This window comes from Phytohabitans rumicis (assembly GCF_011764445.1).
Classification (GTDB): Bacteria; Actinomycetota; Actinomycetes; order Mycobacteriales; family Micromonosporaceae; genus Phytohabitans; species Phytohabitans rumicis.
In genome coordinates, this window is the sequence record NZ_BLPG01000002.1 from 855,180 (window position 1) to 876,738 (window position 21,559).

At 71.7% G+C, this 21,559-nt stretch carries 21 protein-coding genes and 2 pseudogenes; 5 read left to right on the top strand and 18 right to left on the bottom strand.

Features of this window, described 5'->3' with window-relative positions; genetic code table 11:
- Window positions 1-75 precede the first annotated feature (75 nt).
- Window positions 76-2,367 carry an ATP-dependent Clp protease ATP-binding subunit gene (locus Prum_RS47610; RefSeq protein WP_173086579.1) on the top strand — a complete coding sequence of 764 codons (2,292 nt, stop codon included), beginning with the start codon at window positions 76-78 and terminating at the stop codon, window positions 2,365-2,367.
- Between the two features lie 4 nt (window positions 2,368-2,371).
- On the opposite strand, the gene Prum_RS47615 is transcribed toward Prum_RS47610, so the two are convergent.
- The 13 genes and pseudogenes from Prum_RS47615 to Prum_RS47665 form a co-directional block, all read right to left on the bottom strand.
- Window positions 2,372-3,601 (bottom strand): lactate racemase domain-containing protein, encoded by a 1,230-nt coding sequence (locus Prum_RS47615; RefSeq protein WP_173086154.1) that lies wholly within the window; start codon window positions 3,599-3,601, stop codon window positions 2,372-2,374.
- Window positions 3,602-3,636: 35 nt separating this feature from the next.
- A complete protein-coding gene (locus Prum_RS47620; protein WP_173086156.1) occupies window positions 3,637-4,614 on the bottom strand; it encodes a 2-hydroxyacid dehydrogenase in 978 nt (325 codons plus the stop codon).
- 17 nt (window positions 4,615-4,631) lie between these two features.
- Window positions 4,632-5,399 carry an IclR family transcriptional regulator gene (locus tag Prum_RS47625; RefSeq protein WP_173086159.1) on the bottom strand — a complete coding sequence of 256 codons (768 nt, stop codon included), beginning with the start codon at window positions 5,397-5,399 and terminating at the stop codon, window positions 4,632-4,634.
- A gap of 60 nt (window positions 5,400-5,459) precedes the next feature.
- Entirely contained in the window at window positions 5,460-6,509 is a 1,050-nt protein-coding gene (locus Prum_RS47630; protein WP_173086161.1) for an L-idonate 5-dehydrogenase, read from the bottom strand.
- Between the two features lies 1 nt (window position 6,510).
- Window positions 6,511-7,262, bottom strand: a pseudogene (locus Prum_RS50495) (SDR family oxidoreductase).
- Window positions 7,259-8,140, bottom strand: coding sequence for an NAD(P)-dependent oxidoreductase (locus tag Prum_RS53375; protein ID WP_173086163.1), 882 nt, complete (start codon window positions 8,138-8,140; stop codon window positions 7,259-7,261). The pseudogene Prum_RS50495 and the gene Prum_RS53375 overlap by 4 nt, the downstream one beginning before the upstream one ends.
- Complete coding sequence (locus Prum_RS47645; RefSeq protein WP_218577945.1) at window positions 8,137-9,009, bottom strand: NAD(P)-dependent oxidoreductase; 873 nt, start codon at window positions 9,007-9,009, stop codon at window positions 8,137-8,139. Before Prum_RS47645 ends, Prum_RS53375 begins: the two co-directional genes overlap by 4 nt.
- Window positions 9,006-10,181: a substrate-binding domain-containing protein gene (locus Prum_RS47650; protein WP_173086165.1), complete on the bottom strand. Its 1,176-nt coding sequence runs from the start codon at window positions 10,179-10,181 to the stop codon at window positions 9,006-9,008. The genes Prum_RS47645 and Prum_RS47650 overlap by 4 nt, the downstream gene beginning before the upstream one ends.
- Window positions 10,178-11,269: an ABC transporter permease gene (locus Prum_RS47655; RefSeq protein WP_173086168.1), complete on the bottom strand. Its 1,092-nt coding sequence runs from the start codon at window positions 11,267-11,269 to the stop codon at window positions 10,178-10,180. Before Prum_RS47655 ends, Prum_RS47650 begins: the two co-directional genes overlap by 4 nt.
- Window positions 11,270-11,302: 33 nt before the next feature.
- On the bottom strand, window positions 11,303-11,578 hold the full coding sequence (locus Prum_RS50500; protein ID WP_218577946.1) for a hypothetical protein: 276 nt from the start codon (window positions 11,576-11,578) through the stop codon (window positions 11,303-11,305).
- Window positions 11,575-11,976, bottom strand: a complete 402-nt coding sequence (locus tag Prum_RS55655; RefSeq protein ID WP_371871436.1) for an ATP-binding cassette domain-containing protein — start codon at window positions 11,974-11,976, stop codon at window positions 11,575-11,577. Before Prum_RS55655 ends, Prum_RS50500 begins: the two co-directional genes overlap by 4 nt.
- Before the next feature lie 305 nt (window positions 11,977-12,281).
- A pseudogene (locus tag Prum_RS55660) lies at window positions 12,282-12,776 on the bottom strand (ATP-binding cassette domain-containing protein); the annotation flags it as partial.
- Window positions 12,773-13,663 (bottom strand): SMP-30/gluconolactonase/LRE family protein, encoded by an 891-nt coding sequence (locus tag Prum_RS47665; RefSeq protein ID WP_173086170.1) that lies wholly within the window; start codon window positions 13,661-13,663, stop codon window positions 12,773-12,775. The pseudogene Prum_RS55660 and the gene Prum_RS47665, both read right to left, overlap by 4 nt.
- A 399-nt stretch (window positions 13,664-14,062) precedes the next feature.
- Between Prum_RS47665 and Prum_RS53380 the strand changes: the two genes are divergently transcribed.
- From Prum_RS53380 to Prum_RS47685, 4 genes are all read left to right on the top strand, one after another.
- A complete protein-coding gene (locus Prum_RS53380; RefSeq protein WP_173086172.1) occupies window positions 14,063-15,214 on the top strand; it encodes a fibronectin type III domain-containing protein in 1,152 nt (383 codons plus the stop codon).
- Window positions 15,199-15,948 carry a hypothetical protein gene (locus Prum_RS53385; RefSeq protein ID WP_173086174.1) on the top strand — a complete coding sequence of 250 codons (750 nt, stop codon included), beginning with the start codon at window positions 15,199-15,201 and terminating at the stop codon, window positions 15,946-15,948. The genes Prum_RS53380 and Prum_RS53385 overlap by 16 nt, the downstream gene beginning before the upstream one ends.
- Window positions 15,858-17,345: a choice-of-anchor L domain-containing protein gene (locus tag Prum_RS55965; protein WP_503826951.1), complete on the top strand. Its 1,488-nt coding sequence runs from the start codon at window positions 15,858-15,860 to the stop codon at window positions 17,343-17,345. The genes Prum_RS53385 and Prum_RS55965 overlap by 91 nt, the downstream gene beginning before the upstream one ends.
- A 392-nt stretch (window positions 17,346-17,737) precedes the next feature.
- Window positions 17,738-18,046, top strand: a complete 309-nt coding sequence (locus Prum_RS47685; protein WP_218577948.1) for a hypothetical protein — start codon at window positions 17,738-17,740, stop codon at window positions 18,044-18,046.
- A gap of 120 nt (window positions 18,047-18,166) precedes the next feature.
- Here the strand turns inward: Prum_RS47685 and Prum_RS47690 are convergent, their stop codons facing one another.
- The 5 genes from Prum_RS47690 to Prum_RS47710 are packed head-to-tail and all read right to left on the bottom strand — an operon-like array spanning window position 18,167 to window position 21,559.
- Window positions 18,167-18,379: a hypothetical protein gene (locus Prum_RS47690; protein ID WP_173086186.1), complete on the bottom strand. Its 213-nt coding sequence runs from the start codon at window positions 18,377-18,379 to the stop codon at window positions 18,167-18,169.
- Between the two features lie 14 nt (window positions 18,380-18,393).
- Entirely contained in the window at window positions 18,394-18,879 is a 486-nt protein-coding gene (locus Prum_RS47695) for an aromatic-ring-hydroxylating dioxygenase subunit beta (RefSeq protein WP_173086188.1), read from the bottom strand.
- Window positions 18,879-20,156 carry an aromatic ring-hydroxylating oxygenase subunit alpha gene (locus tag Prum_RS47700; protein ID WP_173086191.1) on the bottom strand — a complete coding sequence of 426 codons (1,278 nt, stop codon included), beginning with the start codon at window positions 20,154-20,156 and terminating at the stop codon, window positions 18,879-18,881. Before Prum_RS47700 ends, Prum_RS47695 begins: the two co-directional genes overlap by 1 nt.
- A 24-nt stretch (window positions 20,157-20,180) precedes the next feature.
- Complete coding sequence (locus tag Prum_RS47705) at window positions 20,181-21,368, bottom strand: NAD(P)/FAD-dependent oxidoreductase (protein ID WP_173086192.1); 1,188 nt, start codon at window positions 21,366-21,368, stop codon at window positions 20,181-20,183.
- Window positions 21,365-21,559 carry a ferredoxin gene (locus Prum_RS47710; RefSeq protein ID WP_173086194.1) on the bottom strand — a complete coding sequence of 65 codons (195 nt, stop codon included), beginning with the start codon at window positions 21,557-21,559 and terminating at the stop codon, window positions 21,365-21,367. Before Prum_RS47710 ends, Prum_RS47705 begins: the two co-directional genes overlap by 4 nt.

The following is a 21,559-nucleotide window of genomic DNA, read 5'->3' on the forward strand; positions in this document are numbered from 1 at the left end:
CCCTTTCGTTTCCGCGCGCACGCGTGCGTCTGTCGGGTGGGGTGCGTGGGGCCTCGCCGCGAGGACGTGAGTGTCGTGTTCGAACGGTTCACCGACCGGGCCCGCCGGGTTGTCGTCCTGGCTCAGGAAGAAGCCCGGATGCTCAACCACAACCACATCGGCACGGAGCACCTCCTGCTTGGTCTCGTCCACGAGGGCGAGGGGGTGGCGGCCAAGGCATTGGAGAGTCTGGGTATCTCCCTGGAGGGCGTCCGCCAGCAGGTCGAGGAGATCATCGGCCAGGGCCAGCCGGCGCCGAGCCTGCACCTCCCGTTCACGCCGCGGGCCAAGAAGGTGCTGGAGCTGTCGCTGCGCGAGGCGTTGCAGCTCGGGCACAACTACATCGGTACCGAGCACATTCTCCTTGGCCTCCTCCGGGAGGGTGCGGGCGCGGCGGCCCAGGTGCTGGTCAAGCTGGGCGCCGACCGCAACCGGGTACGCCAGCAGGTGATCCAGCTCCTGTCCGGCCACCCGAGCACGGACCCGGTCGAGCCGGGCCCCGGCGTGGTCATGCCCGCGACCTCCGCGCTGCTGGAGCAGTACGGCCAGAACCTGACCCAGCGGGCGCGGGACGGCGGCCTCGACCCGGTCATCGGGCGGGACCGGGAGATCGAGCGGGTCATGGTGGTGCTGTCCTGCCGTACGAAGAACAACCCGGTGCTCATCGGTGAGCCGGGCGTCGGCAAGACGGCCGTGGTCGAAGGGTTGTGCCAATGGATCGTCAAGGAAGCGGTGCCGGAGTCGCTGCGGGCCAAGCAGGTGTACACATTGGACCTCGGCTCGCTCGTGGCCGGCTCCCGCTACCGCGGTGACTTCGAGGAGCGGCTGAAGAAGGTCGTGAAGGAGTGCCGCACCCGGGGCGACATCATCCTGTTCATCGACGAGATTCACACGCTGGTGGGTGCCGGCGCGGCCGAGGGCGCGATCGACGCGGCGAGCATCCTCAAGCCGATGCTGGCCCGCGGCGAGCTGCAGACCATCGGCGCCACGACCACGGCCGAGTATCGCAAGTACTTCGAGAAGGACGCCGCGCTCGCCCGCCGGTTCCAGGCCGTGCGGGTCGACGAGCCGACGCACGCCCAGGCGATCGCCATCCTCCAGGGGCTGCGGGACCAGTACGAGGCGCACCACCGGGTGTCCTACAGCGACGCGGCCCTGTCCACCGCGGTCACCCTGGCCGACCGGTACGTCTCGGACCGCTACCTGCCGGACAAGGCGATCGACCTGATCGACGAGGCGGGCGCTCGGATGCGGATCCGAAACCTGGACGTGGTGTCCGAGGTGGACGACGAGCAGATCGCTGAGGTCCTGGCGAACTGGACCGGGATCCCGGTGTACAAGCTGACCGAGGAGGAGACGTCCCGGCTGCTGCGGATGGAGGACGAGCTGCACAAGCGGGTCGTCGGCCAGGAAGACGCGGTCAAGGCGGTCTCCAAGGCGATCCGGCGTACCCGGGCCGGTCTGAAGGACCCGAAGCGGCCGTCCGGTTCGTTCATCTTCGCCGGTCCGTCCGGGGTGGGTAAGACCGAGCTGTCCAAGGCGCTGGCGGAGTTCCTGTTCGGTAGCGAGGACGCGCTGATCCAGCTGGACATGTCCGAGTTCCACGACCGGTACACGGTGTCCCGGCTGGTCGGTGCCCCGCCCGGGTACGTCGGTTACGACGAGGGTGGCCAGCTGACCGAGAAGGTGCGCCGGCGGCCGTTCTCGGTGGTCCTGTTCGACGAGATCGAAAAGGCCCACCCGGACGTGTTCAACACCCTGCTGCAGATCCTGGAAGACGGTCGGCTCACCGACGGTCAGGGCCGCATCGTGGACTTCAAGAACACGGTGATCATCCTGACCACCAACCTCGGCACGGCGGACATCACGCGGAGCGTACCGGTCGGGTTCCAGCCGTCCCACGGGGCCGGCACGACGTACGAGCGGATGAAGCAGAAGGTCACCGACGCGCTGCAGCGCCACTTCCGTCCCGAGTTCCTGAACCGGATCGACGACACCATCGTCTTCCCGCGGCTGACCGAGGTGGACATGCTCTCCATTGTGGACATGATGGTGGCGCGGATCGACGGCCAGCTACGCCACAAGGACATGAGCGTGGAGCTGACCGAGGCGGCCCGCCGGTACCTGGCCAGGAAGGGCTTCGATCCGGCGCTCGGTGCCCGGCCGCTGCGCCGTACCATCCAGCGCGAGGTCGAGGACAGCCTGGCCGAGCGGATCCTGTTCCAGGAGCTGCGCCCCGGCCAGCGCGTGGTGGTCGACTGCGAAGGCGACCCGGACGACGTCGACGGCGCGCGCCTCGTCTTCGGCGAGCGCGCGCCGGTCGGCTAGCCCTTTACCGCAGGCGGAAGAGGACCTCGCCGGCCTGCGGTACGACCAAGGTGTGCGGGTCGGTGGCGGAAACGTCCACAGTGGATGGCTCGAGATAGTCGAGGTTGGCGCCGCGGACCACGTCTTCGGGGATGCCGGTGGCGAGCGTGACCGTGACCCGGTTGCGCTCGCCGTCCTCGGCGGTCCAGGTGCCGGCGCCGCGCAGGTGGGTGGAGTGCCCGAGGACGCCCCAGTGCTCGTCCCGGAACCGGTCCCACTGCCCGACGAAGTAGTCACGGCAGTGGTAGCCGATGCGCTCGATCTCCGGGTGCATCGCGGACAGCCGGGTGATGTGCGGGGCGTACAGGATGACCTGGCCACCGTCGGCGACGACGGGCTCGACCTTGTAGAAGCCCTTCGCGCCGGTCCACATGTCGTCGTACTTGGCCGGCAGGACCGACAGCACCCGGCGGACCGGGGCGTCCAGGTAGCGGATGTGGGTCTGGGCGGACACCTCGGCGCAGGCGGCCCACGCCTCCTCCGGCGGGCCGAACGACGCGGCGTGCAGGGCGCCGGTGCCGGACTGGACCACCAGGCACAGGGCGAGCCGGCGGGTGGGGATCATGGCGGCGGCCTGGTCGATCAGGGCGCGGACCGGGGTGGTGCCCGGGGTGCCGATGATCTGCCAGCTGGTGATCAGGGCACCGAGCCAGTGCGACAGGTCGATGATGTCCGGCCCGGCCACGCCGGGGAAGAAGTACTTGTTGCCGCCGGAGAAGCCGACCACCTCGTGCGGGAAGACCGGCCCGAGCACCAGGCACACGTCGTGCTCGACCGCGGCCCGGTTGAGCACCACGTCCACCGGCTGGCGCAGGCGGCCCTCGGAGAGCTTGTCCACCTCGTCGGCGCCGATCGTGCCGACCGGGACCAGCGCCTCCGGCCGCCACCACTCGTGGTTGACGACGGTGAAGCCCGGGTACGGGCCGCCGAGGTGGGCGCGTAGCTGCTGCTCGCTCATCGCCGCGTGGGTGCCGAGCGCGATGAGCACGGTGACCCGGGTGGCCCGGCCGGCGAGCGCCTCGTGCACCGCACCCATCAGCGGCGGCAGCGGGCAGCTGCGGGTGCCGTCCGGCACGATCACGCACACGCTGCGCCCGTCCAGGTCGGCCGCGGCCAGCCGGTCGGCGACGAACGCGCGTACCGTCGCATGGTCCAGGATCCGGTCCGCGCCGCCGATGAGGTGGGTGTCCGTCACCCTTGCACGATATGCGGCCCGGTGCCGTGCGGCGGTCAGCCGCGGCGGGCCGGGGTGCCGGGCAGCGGGGTGAGGGCGTCGTGCCCGTCCAGGACGGCGAGGATGTTGCGGGCGGCCAGGTCGACCATGGCGGCGCGGGTGGCCTCGGTGGCCGAGCCGATGTGTGGCAGGACGACCAGGTGCGGCTCGTGGAAGAGCGGGTCGGCCGGGTCGGCGCGCGGCTCGTCGACCATGACGTCGAGGCCGGCGGAGTGCAGGGTCCCGGCGCGCAGGGCGGCCACCAGGGCGACCTCGTCGACGATGCCGCCGCGGGAGGTGTTGACCAGGGTCGCGGTCGGCTTCATCCGGGCCAGCTCGGCGGCGCCGATGAGCCCGGCGGTGCGCCGGGTCAGCGGTACGTGCAGGGAGATGACGTCGCTCGTACGCAGCAGCTCGTCGAAGCCGACCGCGCGCGAGCCGACGGCGTCCTGCGCGTGGGACGGGTCGTGGTGCTGGATCCGCATGCCCAGTCCGGCGGCGCGGCGGGCCAGGGCCTGCCCGATCTGGCCGTAGCCGATCAGGCCCAGGGTGGCGCCGTGGACGTCGAGGCCGAGGAAGCCGTCCATGCGGAAGTGGGTCCACCCGCCGCCGCGCATGGTGTCCACGGCGGCGCCGATCCGGCGGCGGGCCAGGAGGATCAGCGCGAGTGCGACGTCGGCGGTGGTTTCGGCCAGGACGTGGGGAGTGTGGGTGACCAGCACGCCCCGATCGTTCGCGGTGGCCACGTCGACCGCGTCGTACCCCATCGAGGCGAGCGCGACCACGCGGAGCCGGGGCGCGGCGTCCAGCAGGGCGGCGTCGACCCGGTCGGTGCCGAGCACGAGCGCCGCGTCGCAGTCGCCGACCAGCCCGGCGAGCTGCGCCGGCGCGGGCGGGGCGTCGCCGTCCCAGACGGTCAGGCGGCACCGGTCGGCCAACTGGGCGAGGCCGGCGCCGGGCAGGTCGCGGCGGGAGACGGCGACGCGAGGCAGCATGGGTACTCCGTTCGAGCTTAGGGTCGGGCCAGTCGGGACAGGTCGGTGGCGAGCGTCGTCAGGTCCTTGGTCAGCGACTCGCGCAGGTCCGGCGTCACCCGGGCGGTGAGCATGGTGGCGCTGACCGCGGTCGGCGTGTCGGGGCCGCCGGGCAGGGCGACGCCGAAACAGGTGACGCCTTCGGTGTTCTGCTCGTCGTCGAGGGCGTACCCGCGCTGCCGGATCTCGTCCAGGTCGCGGCGCAGCGCGTCCATGGACCGGTGCGAGCGTGGCGTGTAGGCCGGCAGTTCGCCGATGGTCGCGAGCCGGCGGTCCTGCTCGGCCGGCGGCAGGCTGGCGAGCATCGCCTTGCCGAGGGCGGTCACGACGGCCGGCAGCCGGCGGCCGATGTCGCTGGCGAGCCGCACCGGCTGGTTGCCGTCGTGCCGGGCCAGGTAGACGACGTCGAGGTCGTCCAGGACGGCCAGCAGCAGGGTCTCCTGCGCCGCCACCGGCAGCAGCGTCGCCGCCCGGCGGAACTCGGTGACCAGGTCGGTGCCGGCCAGGAAGCCCTGGCCGAGCTCGACGACCTTGTAGCCCAGCGCCCACCGCTGGTCCATCCGGCGGATGAGGTGGCTGTCCTCCAGCGCGGCGCACAGGTTCGCCACGGTCGACTTCGCCAGGTCCAGCGACCGGGCGAGCTCGGTGAGGGAGAGCGGGCCGCGGCGGGCCAGCTCTTCCAGCATGGCCACCGCCCGGGTCACCGCGGGGGCACGGCTGTCGACGTCGCGGAGCGAGCGCGTCACGGTAGGACTCCTTAATTTTCAACGGCACGGCCGGGTGGTGACTTCCGCCAATCTTCGCAGTCAGGGCTTGCCCGCCGCGAAGTCCAGCAGCACCTTGCACGACCGTGCCGGATCGGCGGCCAGCGCGAACCCGTCCGCGACCGCGTCCAGCGGCACCACCTGCGTGACGACCGGCTCGACGGCGAGCCGGCCGGCGGCCAGCGCGTCCAGAACGGCCGCCGGCTCGTGGTCGAACCGGAACGACCCGACCACCCGCAGCTCGCGGGTGATGATCAGGTTCGCGGCGATCGGGCTGTCGCCCGGCGGCAGCAGCCCCAGACCGACCACCAGGCCGCCGCGGTCCACCGCGCGCAGGCAGGTGGAGAAGCCGGCCGGGCTGCCGGACGACTCGATCGCCGCGTCCGCGGCCAGGTCCGCGAGGTCACCGGCCCCGGGAGCACCCACCAGCACGGTACGCGTCGCGCCGGCCGCCGCCGCGACGGCCAGCGGCTGCGGGTGCACGTCGGTGACCACGATCTCGGCCGCGCCGGCCGCCCGCAGCGCGGACACCACGAGGCAGCCGATCGGGCCGGCGCCGGTGACCAGCACCCGCGCGCCGCGTACGTCGCCGCACCGCTGGACGGCGTGCCACGCCACGGAGGCCGGCTCGACCACCGCCGCGTGACGCAGGTCCAGCCCGGGTGGCAGCGCGATGACCTGGTCCGCCCGTACGACCAGCAGCTCGGCGAAGCCGCCCTGCACGTGCGGGAACCGGGCGGCGCTGCCGAGGTACCGGGCGTCGGGGCAGATGTTGGGCCGGCCGGCCTGGCACTGGCGGCAGGCCCCGCACGGGGTCGCGGGGTGGACGGTCACCGGCGCGCCGACGGTCACGGAGTCGACGCCGTCGCCGAGCGCGTGGACGGTGCCGGCGACCTCGTGCCCGAGCACCAGCGGCTCGCGCAGCCGGAACTCCCCGACCGCGCCGTGCCGCCAGTAGTGCAGGTCGGAGCCGCAGATGCCGCCGTAGCGGACCGCCACCGCCACCTCGCCGGGGCCCGGCTCGGGCGCGGGCCGGCGTTCCAGCCGCAGGTCGCCGGCGCCGTGCACCACCACCGCGCGAACGTCCGCCATGTCAGATCACCGCCGTGAGGCCACCGTCGACGGCGACCACCTGGCCGTTGACGAAATCGGAGGCCGGCGCGGCCAGCCAGATCAGGGTGCCCACCAGGTCGTCGGGGTTGGCCCAGCGCCCGGCCGGCGTACGCCCGCGGATCCACGCGTCGAACGCGGGATCGTCGACGAGCGGCTGGGTCAGCTCGGTCACCACGTACCCCGGGCGAGGCCGTTGGCGGTCACGCCGTGCGGGGCCCACTCGGCGCACATCGCCCGGGTCAGCATGGCGAGGGCGCCCTTCGAGGCGGTGTACGCGGCGATGCCCGGACGGGCCAGCCAGGTCTGCACCGAGCACACGTTGATGATCTTGCCGTGGCCGCGCGCGACCATGCCGGCCGCGACCGCCCGGCCGACCAGGAACGCGCTGGTGACGTTGGTGTCCAGCACCCGCCGGAAGGTGTCCACGCCGACGTCGAGCATCGGCTCGCGGTGCTGCACGCCGGTGTTGTTCACCAGGATGTCGACGGGGCCGAGCCGCTCGACTCCATCGTGGACGGCGGCGGCGTCGGTGACGTCGAAGGCGACCGCGTCCACGGTGGCGCCGGTGCGCTCGGCCAGGTCCCGCCGGGCGCGCTCCAGCGCCGCGCCGTCGCGCCCGTTGAGCACGACCCGCGCGCCGGCCCGCGCCAGGCCGGTGGCCAGCGCCGCGCCGATCCCCCGGCTGGAGCCGGTGACCAGCGCCCGGCGCCCAGTGAGGTCGAACAGCTTCATGGGACAGTCTCCTCGATGACCGTGATGACGGCGCAGTGGTCGATGTCCGGGGCGCGGGCGGCGAGCCGGTCGACGACCCGGCCGGCGGCGTCCAGCACCGGGGTGGCGAGCGCCGCGTCGCCGGCCAGCTCCCGGACGATCCGTACGTCCTTGGCGAGCAGGCCGGCCTTGCCCTGCCCGGCGAAGTCGCCGCGCAGCATCCGCCCGCCCTGCAGCTCCAGCACCCGGGATGCGGCGTACCCGCCCAGCAGGGCGCTGCGGACCAGGGCCGGGTCGACGCCGCTGCGCCGGGCCAGCGCCAGCGCCTCGGCGACGGCCACCAGCGTGCCGGCCACGACGAGCTGGTTGCACGCCTTGGCCACCTGGCCCGCGCCGGGCGGACCACAGTGGACGACCGTGCCGAGGTGCGCCAGGACCGGCGCGGCGGCCCGCAACGCGTCCACCGTGGCGCCGGCCATGATGGACAGTGTGCCGGCACGGGCGCCCGTGGGGCCGCCGGAGACGGGCGCGTCGATCGCGGCGTGCCCGCCGGCGCCGAGCCGGGCGTGCAGCTCGGCGGCCTCCCCCGGCGCCGTCGTGCTCAGGTCGACCAGCAGCAGCGACCGGCCGGGTGGCAGCCCGCCGACCAGGTCGGCGGCGACCTGCGCCACCTCGGCGCCGCTCGGCAGGCTGGTCAGCACCAGGACCGGGCCGGCCGCCGCGACCTGCGCCGGCGTACCCCTGATGGCAAGCTGAGGCACGGCGGCGGCCGCCGCGTCGCGCGTGGCCGGGGTCCGCGAGGTGGCGATCACCGGTACGCCGGCCTCGGCGAGCCGCGCGGCGACCGCCCGGCCCATGACGCCCAGCCCGACCAGCCCCACCGATCCGCGCACCGTCACGCCTCCGCACCGCCGGTGTAGTAGAGCATCAGCGCCGCGTTGTCCGAACCGCCGTGATCCCGGGCCACCAGCCAGCGGTGCAGTTCGGAGACCGCGGTGGTCATCGGCAGCGGCACGTTGCGGGTACGGGCGAAGTCGCGGGCGATCTCCAGGTCCTTGACCATGTTGGCGACCCGGCCGGTGGGCGACAGGTCGACCGCGGCGAACTTGGTGAAGAACTCCTGCAGCAGCGCGGAGTCGGCCCGCCCGCCGGTCAGCGCGGTAAGGATCTGCTCGGCGGGCAGGCCGGCGGCGCGGACCAGGGCGGCCGCCTCCGCCAGCGCCGCGAACCCGCAACCGACGAGCACCTGGTTGACCAGCTTGCCGAGCTGCCCGGCGCCGACCGGCCCGAGGTGCGTGGTACGCGAGGCGAGCACGCCCAGCACCGGCAGCGCCCGGGCCACGTCCTCGTCCCGACCGCCCAGCATCAGGGTCAGCTCGCCGCGCAGGGCGCCCGGCGCGCCGCCGGACAGCGGCGCGTCGACCCAGGCGGCGCCGCGGCGTTCGGCCCGGGTGGCCAGGTCGCGGGTGCTGGCCGGGTCGATGCTGGACATGTCCACCAGCAGCGTGCCGTCGGCCGGGTCGGCCAGCACACCGCCGGGGCCGAACACCGCCTGCTCGACGATCGTGGCGGTGTTCAGCGACAGCAGCACCGGCTCGCAGCCGGCCAGGTCGGCCGGGCGCGCGGCGGGCACCGCGCCCTCGGCGGCGAGCTCGGCGACGGCCTCGGGCCGTACGTCGTACACGTGGGTCCGGTGCCCGGCGGCCAGCAGCCGCCGGGCGATGGCCGAGCCCATCACGCCGAGCCCGATGACGGCAACGTCGGTCACTGGCCGGACCAGATCTTCTTGTAGATGTCCCGGTACCCCGACGGCGGGTCGAACACGTCGCCGTCCGGCACGTTCTGCTTGGTGATCAGCGCCGGCATCGGCACGAATCCGGACGGCTGCTGCCCGGCAATGGCCCGGTTCAGCTCGTCGACGAGCTGCCAGCCCTGCAACGGCATCGGCTCGGCGACCGTGGCGGCCTGGTAGTCGACGGTGCGGATGCGCTGGAACTCGGCCGCGTCGCCGTCCCCTGCTGCCACCGCCCACGGCGGGCCCGCCCCGGCCTTGCCGGCGTCGCGCAGCGCGCTCTTCGCACCGCCGAAGTAGTTGCCGTTGATGCCCAGCAGGAAGGTGAGCTTGTCGCCGTTCTGCTGCAGCAGGGACGAGATCAGGGCCGGCATCCGGGCGTCCGCCTCGGCGATCGGGGCGTCCTCATAGGACAGTACGGTGCAGCCGGTGCACAGCTTGACGTAGTCGCGCATGGCGTCCGCCTTGCGCACCGCGATCTGGTACTGGGAGTCGGTGAAGATGGCCACGCCCGCGGTGCCCTCGGACTGCGCCACGGCGTACGCGGCGGCCAGCCAGGAGACCTGCAGCGGGTCGGTGGTCACGTTGGTGAACAGGCCGGCGGACGCGATCGGGCCGGACTCCGGGCCGGCGTGCCAGCCCACCACCGGGATGGACAGGCTGGTCGCCTGCTTGATGGTGGCGGCCTGCTCGGTGGCGTCGAACCCGCCGAGGATGATGCCGGCCGGCTTGAGGGCGATCGCCTGGTTGAGCGCGTTCGTACGGCCCTGGGCGCTGCCCTTGCCGTCGATGACGTTCACCTTCCAGCCGATCGCGGCGCCCGCCTCGGTGACCGCCTTGGCGACCGTGTTGACGCCACCGTTGGTCAGGTCCGCGGCCACGTACGCGATGGTGCTGCCCTTCTTCTGGGCGGCCGGCCCGGTGCTGGACGGGGTGAAGCCCGCGCCGCCGGACAGGCTGTCGGCGACCCGCTTCTTGGCGTCCGCGAGCACGTCCGTGATGCCGGGCGGGACGAGCGCCTGCGCGGCGGCCGACGGGGTCGACCCGGTGGTGGCGGTGCCGGCCTGCTCCGCGGCGGTTTCGCTGGAACATCCGGCGGCGACGGCGAGGACGGCGGCGACTGAAACAACCGCCCGGAAGGTTCTCATACGGTGCTCCCAATGGTTGTCGACTGTGCGGTGTCGGGTGTGGACGGTGTGGCGGCGACCTGGTGCCGTTCGGCGCTGGCGAGCCGCTTGCGGCTGGCCAGGCTCGCGATCGTGATGGCGGCGACCAGGGTGAGCCCGTTGAAGAGCGGGTCGAGGTAGAACCGGCCGGGCAGCAGCTGCTGCAGGCCGGAGATGCCGATGGTGGTGACGACGACGCCGAGGACGGTGCCCCACGCGTTCACCCGTCCCGGCCGGATGGTGGTGGAGCCGAGGAACGCCGCGGCGAGCGCCGGCAGCAGGAAGTCCGGGCCGATGTTGGCCTGGGCCACGCCGCCCTGGCGGGCCGAGAGCAGGATGCCGCCGATCGCGCACAGCACGCCGGAGGTGACCATCGAGCCGACCACGTAGTGGCGGCGCCGGATGCCGGTCAGCTCCGCGGCCCGCGGGTTGGCGCCGACCGCGTACAGGTAGCGGCCGACGGGCAGGAACTCCAGCACCGCCCACAGCCCCACCGCGAGCACGACGGCGATCACGAACGGGCCCGGCACCGGCCCCAACGACCAGGTGGCCAGCGCGTCGAAGTTGGCCGCGCGGCGGCCGTCGCTGTCGACCACCTGCCGCCCGCCGGTGTGCCAGTAGGTGATCGCGAAGATGACCTGGCCGGTGGCCAGGGTGGCGATGAACGCGTCCACCTGCGCCAGTTCGACCAGCGCGGCGTTGACCAGCCCCACCACCGCGCCGCCGACCAGCACCAGCAGGATGACCAGCCGGTAGTCCAGGCCGTTCAGCTGCCACGACAGCGCCAGCACCTGCCACAGCCCCAGCGCGTAGCCGACGGACAGGTCGATCTTCCCGGCGACCATCGGCACGGTCACCGCGAGAGCCAGGATCAGGGGTACGGCGTTGCCGGCGGTGAGCAGCTTGAAGTTCAGCAGGGTGGGGAAGGTGTCCGGCTTCAACACCGCGAACAGCCCGAACAGCAGCACGGTGAGCAGCACCATGCCGTACACCGTGAGCAGCCGGCGCCCGGCGGACCCGCCCTTGCGGGGCTCCAGCGCGGTCGAGCGCACGGACGTGTGCAGAGCCATCTGTACTCCTCTGTCTTCTCTGGCCTGTCGGGGCTACAGGCCGGTCGCGGCGCTCATGAGGGCGGACACGGTCAGGTCGGCGCCGGCCAACTCCCGGCAGACCCGGCCGCGGTGGAAGACCAGGGCGCGGTGGCAGATCGCGGCGACCTCCTCCAGGTCGGTGGAGACCACCAGCGCCGCGGTGCCGCGCTCGCCGGCCTGCCGCAGCAGCGCGTAGATGTCGCTCTTGGCGCCGACGTCGACGCCCATGGTCGGCTCCTCCAGCACCGCCACCGCCCGGCCGACCCCGAACCAGCGGGCGACGATCACCTTCTGCTGGTTGCCGCCGGACAGCGTGTCGATGGGGCGTTCCGGGTCGGCGGGCGCACGTCGAACTCGCGCACCAGGCGCGCGGCCCAGGCCCGTTCCGTGCGGGTGAGGCCCGGCACGAGGAGCCGGCGGCCCCAGACGGACGGGTTCAGAAAGAGGTTCTCGCGCACCGACAGGCCGGCCGCGATGCCGTCGGACTCGCGGTTGGAGGTGGCGAACCCGACCCCGGCGCGTACCGCCATCGCGCTGTGCCGGGGCGCGAACGGGGCCCCGTCCAGCCGCATGGCGCCGCCCCGGGCCGGGAGCACGCCGGCCACCGCGCGGCCGACCTCCTCCTGCCCGGCGCCGCGCAGGCCGACCAGCCCGACCACCTCGCCGGCGCGTACCCGAAGATCCACCGGGCCGACGTCGCCGACCCGGACCCCGTCGAGCTCCAGCCGGACCCGCTCCCCACCGCGCCCGGCGCGCCCGGGCGGGTCTCCCGGCCGACGATGAGCCGGACCAGCTCGGCCGGGGTGAACCGCGCGGTCGGCGCCGCGCCGACGACCCGGCCGTTGCGCATCACCACCACGTCGTCGGCGATCTGGAAGATCTCGTCCAGCCGGTGCGACACGTAGATCATGCCGACGCCGTCCTCCCGGAGCCGGCGCAGGACCGCGAACAGCCGCTCCACGTCGGCCGCCGGCAGGCTCGCGGTGGGCTCATCGAGTACGAGTAGTTTGGCCCCGCCGACCAGGGCGCGCGCGATGGCCAGCAGCGAGCGCTCGGTCCGCGGCAGGTCGAAGATCCGGGTGTCCGGGTCGATGCCGCCGCCGATCAGCGCGAGGGTCTGCTCGGCCTGCCGGCGTACGGCCCGCCAGGAGACCAGCCGGCGCCGGCCGCCCGGAAAGCCGGTGGCCAGGGCGATGTTCTCCGCGACGGTCATCCACTCGACCAAGCCGAGGTCCTGGTGGATGAACGAGATGCCGTCCGGCTTGGTGATCTCCTGCCCGTCCAGGAAGATGTGGCCGGCGTCCCGCCCGTACACGCCGGCGAGCATCTTGATCACCGTGGACTTGCCGGCGCCGTTCTCGCCGAGCAGCGCCACCACCCGCCCGGCCGGTACGTCGAAGGAGACGTCGTCGACCGCCCGGTTGCCGTAGAAGGACTTGACCAGCCCCTGCACCCGCAGCAGCGGGGCGCTCACCGGCGCACTCATCGGGCCGCTCCCTGAGTGCGGGTGGGCAGGCGGTACAGGCCGGTGCCGGCGGCGATGAAGAGCACGTCCCCGTCCGGGCCGCCGAAGCACAGGTTGCCGACCTTCTCCGGCACCGGGATCTTGCCCAGGCGGGTGCCGTCCGGCGCGTACACCTGGATCGAGTCGGCGCTGGACGTCCAGACGTTGCCGTCGACGTCGACCTTGATCCCGTCCGCCAGGCCCGGCGTCACCTCGGCGAAGACCCGGCCGTTCTTGCACCGCCGGCCGTCGACCACGTCGTACACCCGGATCCAGTGGTTGCCCGTGCCGTCGGTGCGCAGGGCCGCCGACGTGTCGGTCACGTACAGCAGCGACCCGTCCGGCGAGAAGGCCAGCCCGTTGGGCTCCTCCACGTCCAGCACGGCCGGGGCCAGCTCGCCGGTGGCCGGGTCGAAGCGAAACACGTAGCAGTCGCCGTACTCCCGCTCCCCGGGGTGGCCCTCGTGCGGCTGCACGATCCCGTACGGCGGGTCGGTGAACCAGATCGCGCCGTCGGCGGCCACCACGACGTCGTTGGGCGAGTTGAGCCGGGCCGCGCCGAAGCGGTCGACGAGCACCTCGCCGGGCTCGCCGGCCGGGCCACCCTCGATCGCCCGCCGGCCGTGTGAGCAGGTCACCACCTGGCCGTCCCGGTCGAGGCAGCGCCCGTTGGTGAACTCCACCCCGGTACGGTCGACGGTCACGGCACCGGTGCCGGCGCTCCACCGCAGGATCCGGTTGCCGGGAATGTCCGACCAGATCACGGCGTCCTCGCCGGGCAGCCACAGCGGTCCCTCGCTCCAGGCGGCGTCGCCGCCGAGCCGCTCGGGCTGCGCGTACGGGTCGACCAGGTCGCCCAGCTTCACCATGTGCCCCTCCCTCTGTGGTGCCACATAGTGAACGCCGTACCACAGGTGGAACGCAAGAGGTCGGGGCGAAGATCTTTAACTCGGCGGAAACAACCGAGCAACCAGCGAGCGTTTCGCGACGATAGCCGGTCTTGGCCGATTTTGTCACCGGTAGCCCGGCCGGGCGGCGGTCGTGATCGATGATCGGGCATCCGCGCACATCCGTCGGTCCATCCGGCGTGTCCTCATTGGACGACCACGTACGTGGCGATCGCGCGGTGTTCCCCCGGATGAGCGAAGCCGTTCAGCTTGAGGTGCGCGCCGGTGGGGCAGGACGGCGAATTCACCATTCTCACCAACACGTAGCGCTGGAAATGTCACCGGTGTGCCGAGCCGCCATCGCCGCCGAGGAGTGACATCGTGAAGTATCCACCATGGACAAAGATCGTGCTGGGGTTGACCACGTCCGTCCTCATCGGACTGCCCGGGTTCGCGACGCCCGCGGGAGCCACGCCGAAAGGTGACCCGGCAACGGGCACCGTACAGGTGAAGATCCATACACCGGACGGCATTCCGGCGACCGTCACGCTGGCCGGCAAGACGCGGCAGGTCGCTGCCAAGGCCCCCACCGGCACGTCCACGCTGGTCTCCCTTTCCCTGCCGGCAGGGCTCTACCATGTGCCGCCGGTGAGCACCACGGTCGACGGCGTGCGGTACGTAGGCCACGCGTCGCCGCCGGTCGCCGTCGTGAAGTCAGGTGCGATGACGACCGTCAACGTGACCTACGCTCCGGATGGCGGGGCGCATCATCTGGTCGCCACGGACCTGACCCGGACCAGCCTGAAGCTCTCCTGGAACGCACCCGCCGGCGCCCGGTTCGTCCTGCGGCGTACGCCCGGTGGTACGCCGGTCTCGCTCAAGACCCTGGGCGTCGGCGTGCCGGTCAAAGGCACCTCGGCCGCCGACCAAGGGCTGAAGCCGGGAACGCGGTACACGTACTCACTGTTCACCCAGACCAAGCACGGCTGGACCGGCCCCCTGGTCAGCTCCATCAGCACCACGCCGCCGGTCGGATCCACGCAGGCCACCTACGTCGCCGCGCCGACGACGCTGCTCGCCGTGCCGGCCGACCTAGCCGCCGCGCAGACCACGGGAACGGGCGTCCAGGTCGTGCTGCGGAGCCAGGTACCGCCGCCGCTATTGGGTTCAGCCGTCGTCCTGCCGATCTCGGCCGCGCTTCCCGGCGGCTTCCTCGGCGTCGTCACCTCCATCACGCCCGACGGCCGCACCCTCGGCCTCGCGGCGGGCGCGCTGATCGACGCGTTCGACTACTACGAGCTCGACGTTCCGGAATTCTCTGTCGCCGCCGCCGGCGGCGGCGGCGCGCCCTCGGCCACGGCCAAGGCCGCGGCGGCCAAGGCGGCCGATGTCGACTGCGGGGGATCGGCGGAACCACCACGATCTCGTTCACGCCCACCGTCACGCTGGCGGGCCATTTCAGCACCAAGGTCGACAAGTACAAGTTCCTGGGCGTCGAGGTCCCCACCGGCGCGTCCGTGGACGTCGGGCTGACGGCCAAGGTGACCGGCGCCGCCCGCATCGAGACCAGTCAGGACCTCCAGTGCGCTCTGGGCCTGAGCAAGTTCTTCAAGACCTTGACGGCGTCGCCCGTGCCGATCTCCGTCTCGTTCGACGCCGCCGCGCAGTTCACCATCGGGGGCGGCCTCAAGATCGAGAACGTCGGGCTGACCGCGACCGGTGGTGTGCGGTTCGCGGGCTCGATGACCGTCAAGAACGGCCCATCGTTCACCGGCCATACGATCATGGAAGCGGCCCCCTTGACGCCGAAGGTGACCAAGAACGGGTCGGTGGGCTTCAAGGTCGGCGGCGAGCTGATCCTCGGGCCGGGTGTCGGAAGCACCGGGGCCGGCGTGATCGCCGGGATCAGCGGGGAGTTGTCTCCGCTCGACGCCAGCCTCAAGCCCTACCACTCCGAGCAGGACAGCCAGTTCAACAACTGCACGATCGCGGCCGCGGCGTTCACCCGCAGCCTTGGCTTGGTCGTCAAGGCGTGGTTGAGCAAATGGTCATTCAGTCAGAAGATCAGCTCGGACGCCCTCACCGGGTCAACACCGTACGGCGGCTCCCCGTGGTCGCTCCCGAAGGACTGCGACAAGAACACCCCCAGCCGGCAGACACGCTCCTCGGTCCCGGGGTGTCGAAGATCGAGGACGCGACGGTCGGTGGCCCAGACCAGTGGGGCCACGTGGACGGCTTCGTGCCGGGCAAGAAGACCTGGGTGCTGAGCACTGGACAGATCGCCGACGCGCTGGGGCCGCCGGAGAAGTTCGCCAGCACCGACCTCGGTCGCGAGGGCGACGCCGAGCTGACCACCCTCGCCGGCCATCCGACCTTCGACGCCGCCGCGTACACCGTCACCCTCAAGCCGGCCGGCTCGACGCTCCACGTCCGATACGTCTTCGCCAGCGAGGAGTACCCGGAGTACGTGGGAAGCGCCTACAACGACGTCATGGTCGTACGGGTCAACGGCAAGAACTGCGCCACCGTGCCCGGCGGCACCGAGGCGGTCTCCGTCAACACCATCAACGACAAGACCAACAACTCGTACTACGTCGACAACAGCGCCGGTGCCGCCGGCTACTCGACCAGCATGGACGGCCTCACCGTGCCGCTGACCTGCTCGGTGCCGGTAACCCCGGCCAGCCGGTCACCGTACAGATCGCCGTCGCGGACACCAGCGACCATGTGTACGACAGCGCGGTCGCGCTCGTCGACGGTGGCATCTGGACCGACTAACCACATGATCCACGCGCGGGGCCGGTGCCAGCACCGGCCCCGCGCTCATGAGCGCATAGTGTATACAGTGTGCAATACTGGGCTAGCCCGGTCCCGACTGGAGGTCAGGAATGTCTCTACACCTGCGCGGCGCCTTCTCCCCCAACCCGCGGGTGACGCCGCTCGTCGACGGCACGGTCCAGCCCACCGGGATCGAGATCTCCTGGGAGTCGGGCCCGCCCGGCGACCTGCACGAGAAGCACCTGCGCGACGGCGCGCACGACGTGTTCGAGTTCTCCATCTCGAACTACATCGTCACCCAGGAGCGGGCCAAGGCCCTGTGGGACTGGGTGCTGATCCCGGTCTTCGCCAGCAAGGCCACGCTCGGCCTGGCCACGCTGGTCAACGCCCACGCCGGCATCGACAGCGGCGCCGATCTGGCAGGGCGCGCGTTCGGCATCCCCGACTACACGATGACCGCTGGCCTGTGGTTCCGCGCCCAACTGCGGCAACTGTGGGGCATCCAGCCGCAGGACGTCGAGTGGTACGTCGCGCGCCAGGGCGATCAGAGCCACGGCCGGCAACTGGGCTTCGACACCGACCCGCCACGCGGCGTGACCCTGCACTGGGCCGGCGCCGGGCAGGTCAACCGGATGCTCCAAGCCGGCGAGCTGGACGCCGCCTTCCCGGCCGCCGACGTCCACATCGACACGTCGACGGGCAACGTACGGCGGCTCTTCCCGGACGGCGGTCGCCGGTTCATGGCGGACTTCAAGCGCCAGACCGGTTTCCTTCCGGTCAACCACGTCGTCCTCGTGAAGCGGCGCCTCGTCGAGAAGGAACCCTGGGTGGCCGAAGCCATCTTCGACGCGTTCGAGGCGGCCAAGCGCGAGGCGTACCGGCGTGACCCTTCGGCCGCCGGCGTCTTCCGCACCGGAAACGACGACCTGGACTGGCAGGCGGCGGAGTTCGGCACCGACCCATTCCCGTACGGCTTCGCCGCCAACAAGGCGATGCTGGAGATGGCGGCGCAACAGTCCAACCTGGACGGACTCACGGTACGGACCTGGCAGCCCGAAGACTCCGTCGCCGAATCGCTCCGCGGCACGTGAAGTCAAGTCTCGAACTTGATTAATTTCGATGCGAAGATAACGCATGCAGACACTTCGCTGGCGTATCGCTCGACGTGCCATCGCCGCTGTACTGGCGGCAATCTGCGCTCTGATCCCCGCCACGGCCGCACATGCCGACGTGATCGTGTCGCCGGGTGGGTCCGGCCACGTCTGCTCCAGTCCCTACGTGTACGTACACCCGGAGATCTACTTCCAGACCTGCGCCTGGGCCGACAACGACGAGGTCTGGTTCACGGTCCACGTCGGCAACACGGGGTCGTACGCCCCGGTGACCATCTGGCCGGGCTACGTCAGGAACGGCGTCTGGACCAGCTGTCCTACCGTCAATTTCAGTCTCGACGCCGGCGTCAAAAGTACGGCCAAGTCCAACTGCGACTTCTCCCGGACTACCGCCGCGTACCAGGCGTACGCGACCGTCCAGCACGATTCGACTGCTGAGTTCAGCATGAGCGACTCGCTCCAGGTGCAAGGGTAGCGGCCACGCCGATCAAGGAATTCGTCGCCGATCAAGGGCAAAGGGTCGTGGATCGGAGATCAAAGCACGGCCATATGCCCTTGATCGACGCGCGGGGCCTTGATCGACGCGACGAAAGAGTTAGTCGGAGACGATGAGGTTGGGGTCGGCCAGGGACTGCATGACGTCGTCGGGCATGTAGATGAGGGCTTCGAGGACCAGGGGGTCGATGTAGCGGGACTGTCCGGACACGACGTCCCGCAGGACGAGGCGAGCGCAGTGGCCGGACGTGTCGACGGACACCTCGATGGACGCGAACTCGTTGCCGACCACCACACCGTGGGCGAAAGCCATGGCGCACACCCCGCTCAGATGAGGAACGTCATGTTGCCCAGCGGTTCATCGGCGTCGAGCAGCAGCACCTTCTTGTGGCGCAGCTTGAAGCCCTCCGGGGTGCGCCGCAGCGTGTAGTGGACACGGGCGGCGTACACGGATTTGCGGCCCAACCGCAGCTCGACCAGGATCGTCCGGGCGGTGGCCTCGACGGTGTCGTCCTCGCCGTGCGGGTTGACGACGCGGATGTTGCCGACGACCCGGCACACCTTCGACCGCGGTTCCTGGGAGTGGGCGCCGCCGGCGGTCAGCCGGAAGCAGCGCTCCTCCAGGCGGGCGCGGTCGTCGTAGATGATCGACACGTGCTTGGTCGGGTCGTAGTCGTCGAGGTTGCAGGGCACCCAGTACGTGCACGGGTCGTCCCACAGCGCGAGCCACTCGTCGTACGCGCTGGCGTCGGCCAACTCGGCCTCCAGGAGGAGGAAGTCGGTCACGTCCCCCACCAGTTCCAGATCCTTCATCACGAAACCTCCGGGGAAGTCATGCTGCGCAGCCACGCCTTCATCTGGGCGCGCTGCGGTACCTCGTCGGTGACGTTGCCGACCGTCGAGCCGTCCTCCTGCGGCGCGACCGTCAGGCCGCGCGCGAGGACCAGCCACGGGATGTAGTCGGCCCGCAGCCCGATCTGGTTGCGCTCGAACACCTCGGTGTCGTCCGGGGTGCCGAAGCTGGCGACGCCGCTGAACCACTCGAACGAGCGGATCCGCTCGGTGTTGATGGAGTCCGGCACACCGTCCAACATGGCCGGATAGCTCATCACCTCGGTATGCCCCGCGGCCAGCGGCCGGATGACGCGTACCTGGGAGCCGATCAGCTGCAGGTTGGGCCAGACGTGGATGTGTACGTCCCGGGAGCGGCGGATGACCTCGTGCGCGCCGTCGCCGTACGCCTCGCTCATCAGGCGCATGTACTCGTGCCCGTCGGCGTTGTCGGGGATGCCGGCGGCGATGGACGTGTTGGACGCGGCCCCGATGGCGACCTTGTCCCGGCCGGTCAGGTCCAGCCGGCAGTGCCCGTTGCCCAGGTCCCAGCTCTCGTTGGCGGACTTGTCGGAGTTGCCGGCGCCCCGGTTGTACGATGCGCCCGCCTTGCGCTGCCGCAGGTCCAGGACCGTCTTGTGGGTGAAGTTGGTGTGGTACCCGTCCATGCCCACGAACTTCCAGTTGCCCCAGAACGCCGACTTGGACGTGCCCGCGGACAGCGAGACGGTGCCCAGCGGCGACGCCTTGACGAAGTCCGCCAGGAAGCCGGCCGCCTTGCCCAGGTGCTCGGCCAGCGGCGGACCGTCCGGCGCCATCGAGGCGAAGATGAAGCCCGCCGAAGTGTCGACGCGGGGCACCCGGGCCAGGCCCAGCGTGCTCTTGTCGAAGCCCTCGCCGTACCGGGACGGGTAGGGCACGCCGACCAGGTCGCCGGCGGAGTTGTACGTCCAGCCGTGGTACGGGCAGCGGAAGAAGTTCGCGTTGCCGTACTCGTCCATGCACACGGCGGCGCCGCGGTGCCGGCAGCGGTTGAAGAAGATGCCGATCGATCCGTCGGCGGCCCGCGAGACGATGAGCTGCTTCTCGCCGATCCACTTGGTGCAGTAGTCGCCGGGTCGCGGGATCTCCGACTCGTGCGCCACGTACACCCAGTACCGGTAGAAGATCTTCTCCAGCTCGTCCTTGTAGATGTCCTCGCTCGTGAAGACCGCGGAGTGCACGCGGTCCGGCTGAACGAGTGCGGCGTAGTCAGCCATCATCCCCACCTCTCTGCTGATCTCTCAAAGCGTGATCCCGTCAAGCCTGGTGCGCGCGGCCAGCGCGCGGCGCAGCGCGAGCACCTGCGACGGTGCGTTCAGCCCGAAGGCCCCGACCAGCTCATGATCACGAACGTACAGCGCGACAAAGCCGTCGTCGTCCAGAACCACCCGCACGTCGTCGGAGGGTCGCGGCCGTCCGACGATCTGCAGCCGGCTGCCGTACTGGTCGGACCAGACGTACGGGACGGGCGCGTAGGGGCGCGGCCGGTCCGGGTGCGCGATGTTCCACGCCACCACGCCGGCCTGCTCCACGGCGTTCGTCCAGTGCTCGACGCGCATCGCCTCGGCGAAGAGCGGGTTGGGCCAGCGGGCCACGTCGCCGACCGCGAAGACACCGGGCGCGCTGGCCCGGCAGAACTCGTCGCACACCACGCCGTCGGCCACGTCGAGCCCGGACCCGGCCAGCCAGTCCGTGGCCGGGACCGCGCCGATGCCGACGACCACCGCCTCGCACCCGAGCGTCGTACCGTCGTCGAGGACGACGCGCTGGCCGCCCGCGCGGTCCGCGCCGATCGCGCTCACCGAGCGGCCCAGGACGAGCTGGACGCCCTGGCTCTCGTGCAGCCGGGCCAGCCGCTTGCCGACGAGGTCGCCGAGCACCCGGCTCAGCGGAAACGCGTACGGCTCGACCACGGTGACGCTCGCGGACCGCGCCGCGGCCGCGGCGGCCACCTCCGAGCCGATGAAGCCGCCGCCCACGACCACGACCCGGACCGGCCCGTCGATGGCCTCGCGCAGCCGCTCGGCGTCCGCGAGCGTGCGCAGGTAGTGCACCCCGGCGCCCGCCGGGGCGGTGGCCAGCCGGCGGGGCGCCGCGCCCGTGGCGATGACGAGATTCGAGTACGCCAGGGTGCCGCCGCCGGCCAGCCGGACGGTACCCGCGTCCAGGTCGAGGCCGGCGGCGCGGCAGCCGCGGCGCAGCTCGATGCGGGCCTTGTCGAGGTCCGCCTGCGTGCGCAGCATGACCGACTCGGTGCTGTGGCCGGCGGCGAGCACCTGCTTGGACAGGGCGGGCCGGTCGTACGGCAGGTCCGGGCCGGCTTCGAGGATCGTGACGCGGCCGTCGAACCCGTGCCGGCGCAGCCCTTCGGCCGTCCGCACGCCGGCGATGGAACCGCCGACGATCAGCACGTCGTTAGACTCTGTCATTCGTCTATCCCGATGGCCTCCGCCGGGCAGGCGAAGGCGGCCGTACGCGCCGACTCCGCGTCGGCCTCCGCCACCGTCCCGTCGCCGAGCAACTGGGCCCGGTTGTCGTTGCCCATCCGAAACAGCGCGGGCGCGAGCGCGACGCACTCGCCGAACCCGCAGCACTTCTCGACCTCGACATACAGCTTCAC

What these genes read in the sequence shown, in the direction of transcription:
- Prum_RS47655 (WP_173086168.1), bottom strand. Translation starts at nt 11,269, where the DNA reads ATGGCTCTGCACACGTCCGTGCGCTCGACCGCGCTGGAGCCCCGCAAG.
- Prum_RS47620 (WP_173086156.1), bottom strand. Translation starts at nt 4,614, where the DNA reads ATGCTGCCTCGCGTCGCCGTCTCCCGCCGCGACCTGCCCGGCGCCGGC.
- Prum_RS47665 (WP_173086170.1), bottom strand. Translation starts at nt 13,663, where the DNA reads ATGGTGAAGCTGGGCGACCTGGTCGACCCGTACGCGCAGCCCGAGCGG.
- Prum_RS47700 (WP_173086191.1), bottom strand. Translation starts at nt 20,156, where the DNA reads ATGGCTGACTACGCCGCACTCGTTCAGCCGGACCGCGTGCACTCCGCG.
- Prum_RS47695 (WP_173086188.1), bottom strand. Translation starts at nt 18,879, where the DNA reads ATGAAGGATCTGGAACTGGTGGGGGACGTGACCGACTTCCTCCTCCTG.
- Prum_RS47705 (WP_173086192.1), bottom strand. Translation starts at nt 21,368, where the DNA reads ATGACAGAGTCTAACGACGTGCTGATCGTCGGCGGTTCCATCGCCGGC.
- Prum_RS47630 (WP_173086161.1), bottom strand. Translation starts at nt 6,509, where the DNA reads ATGGCGGACGTTCGCGCGGTGGTGGTGCACGGCGCCGGCGACCTGCGG.
- Prum_RS47690 (WP_173086186.1), bottom strand. Translation starts at nt 18,379, where the DNA reads ATGGCTTTCGCCCACGGTGTGGTGGTCGGCAACGAGTTCGCGTCCATC.
- Prum_RS47650 (WP_173086165.1), bottom strand. Translation starts at nt 10,181, where the DNA reads ATGAGAACCTTCCGGGCGGTTGTTTCAGTCGCCGCCGTCCTCGCCGTC.